Origin of the sequence: Dietzia sp. 179-F 9C3 NHS (assembly GCF_045369825.1) — a bacterium.
Lineage (GTDB): Bacteria > Actinomycetota > Actinomycetes > Mycobacteriales > Mycobacteriaceae > Dietzia.
Genome location: NZ_JBIQES010000046.1, coordinates 1 through 867, shown reverse-complemented (window position 1 = coordinate 867; position 867 = coordinate 1). Strand labels below are relative to the sequence as shown.

Genomic DNA, 867 nt, shown 5'->3' with positions numbered 1-867 from the left:
CCTGAGTTTCACAAGTTGACGGCGGTTTCGGGTTTCGGGCGGTGATCGCTGCTGTTCAGGGCGCTGGGACGGGGGCGTGTGGGGCACTAATCGGCGGTAGATTTGGCCGGGTGAGCCCGTATGTGCGGAAGGTGAAGACGGCGTCGGGGGCCACTGCCGTCCAAGTGGCGGAGAAGGTCCGCGGTCAGCGTCGGATCGTGGCGCACATCGGTTCGGCCCATACCCAGGGGGAACTCGCCGCCCTGATCGAGGTCGCCAAGCAGCGCATTCACGCCGATCAGCACGAGCTGGATCTTGGCCTCGACGATCGGCCATCGGCGGTGATCGATCTCCCCGCCGCATCGGCCGCGGTGGTCCAGAGGTCATCTTCGCGGATTCTGTGGCAGGCGTTGACCGGCAGCTACAGCCGCCTCGGGTTCGACAAGATCGCCGACCCGGTGTTCCGCGACCTGGTGGTGGCCCGCCTGGTGGAGCCGACGAGCAAACTCGACTCCGTGCGCGTACTCGCTCGGCTCGGCATCGATCCGCCGCACACGAACACGCTCTACAACTGTCTTAAACGCGTGGTCGAGCGCGACGTCCGGACAGTGGTAACCACCGCCTGCTGGGAGCACGTCACCAGCGACGGTGGCCCCGGAGTGGCGTTGGTGCTGTATGACCTGACGACCCTGTACTTCGAGGCCGAGAAGGAAGACGGCCTGCGCAAGGTCGGCATGAGTAAGGAACGCAAGGTCGACCCGCAGATCACCGTCGGCCTGCTGGTGGCCCGGGACGGGTTCCCGCTGGACATCCACGTGTTCGAGGGGAACAAGGCCGAGACCAAGACGTTGATCCCCGTGATCACCGCCTTCCAGCAGCGCCACCAGA

1 protein-coding gene is annotated in these 867 nt (G+C 65.5%); it reads left to right on the top strand.

What is annotated here, in order from left to right; translation table 11 throughout:
• Positions 1 to 110: 110 nt before the first annotated feature.
• Positions 111 to 867: IS1634 family transposase (locus ACH0BZ_RS16380; protein ID WP_406899809.1), on the top strand; the 757-nt coding region annotated here is incomplete at its 3' end.